The sequence below is a fragment of the Pseudoalteromonas sp. 5Ae-yellow genome (genome assembly GCF_014077565.1).
Lineage (GTDB): Bacteria > Pseudomonadota > Gammaproteobacteria > Enterobacterales > Alteromonadaceae > Pseudoalteromonas.
This window is the reverse complement of record NZ_JACGWD010000179.1, coordinates 1-340: the sequence shown is the minus strand read 5'-3', so window position 1 is coordinate 340 and position 340 is coordinate 1. Positions and strand designations below refer to the sequence as shown.

At 43.2% G+C, this 340-nt stretch carries 1 pseudogene; it reads right to left on the bottom strand.

Annotation, left to right across the window (positions count from 1 at the left end):
- Positions 1-340 (bottom strand): annotated as a pseudogene (locus tag H4J63_RS19875) (IS4 family transposase); the annotation flags it as partial.

The window sequence follows — 340 nt, the reverse complement described above, 5'->3', positions numbered from 1 at the left end:
AGATGCACGCCCTGTGCGCTTGGTATCTTTCCAGCCTCCTAACTTTGCCAGTTCCTGATACGCCCATGACATATTTGGAGCAGTTTCAGGCAATGGTGTTTTTATTCTCTTTAACCACAATAACTTCCATGCTTTGGGAGATAACAGTTGTTCACAACTTGGAGAATCAGGCTGCTCATTGGTGAACTTTAGTTGCAATATTCGCGTCGCAATAAAGCCATTAATCGTCACCAATCTTTCCATGTTATCTTGGCTTTGAAGGCGTAAACTTTCGATATCCGTGCCATCACTTTTCCAGACTTTATGGTATTCCTCTACAAGCCAACGGTGCTCATAGTAG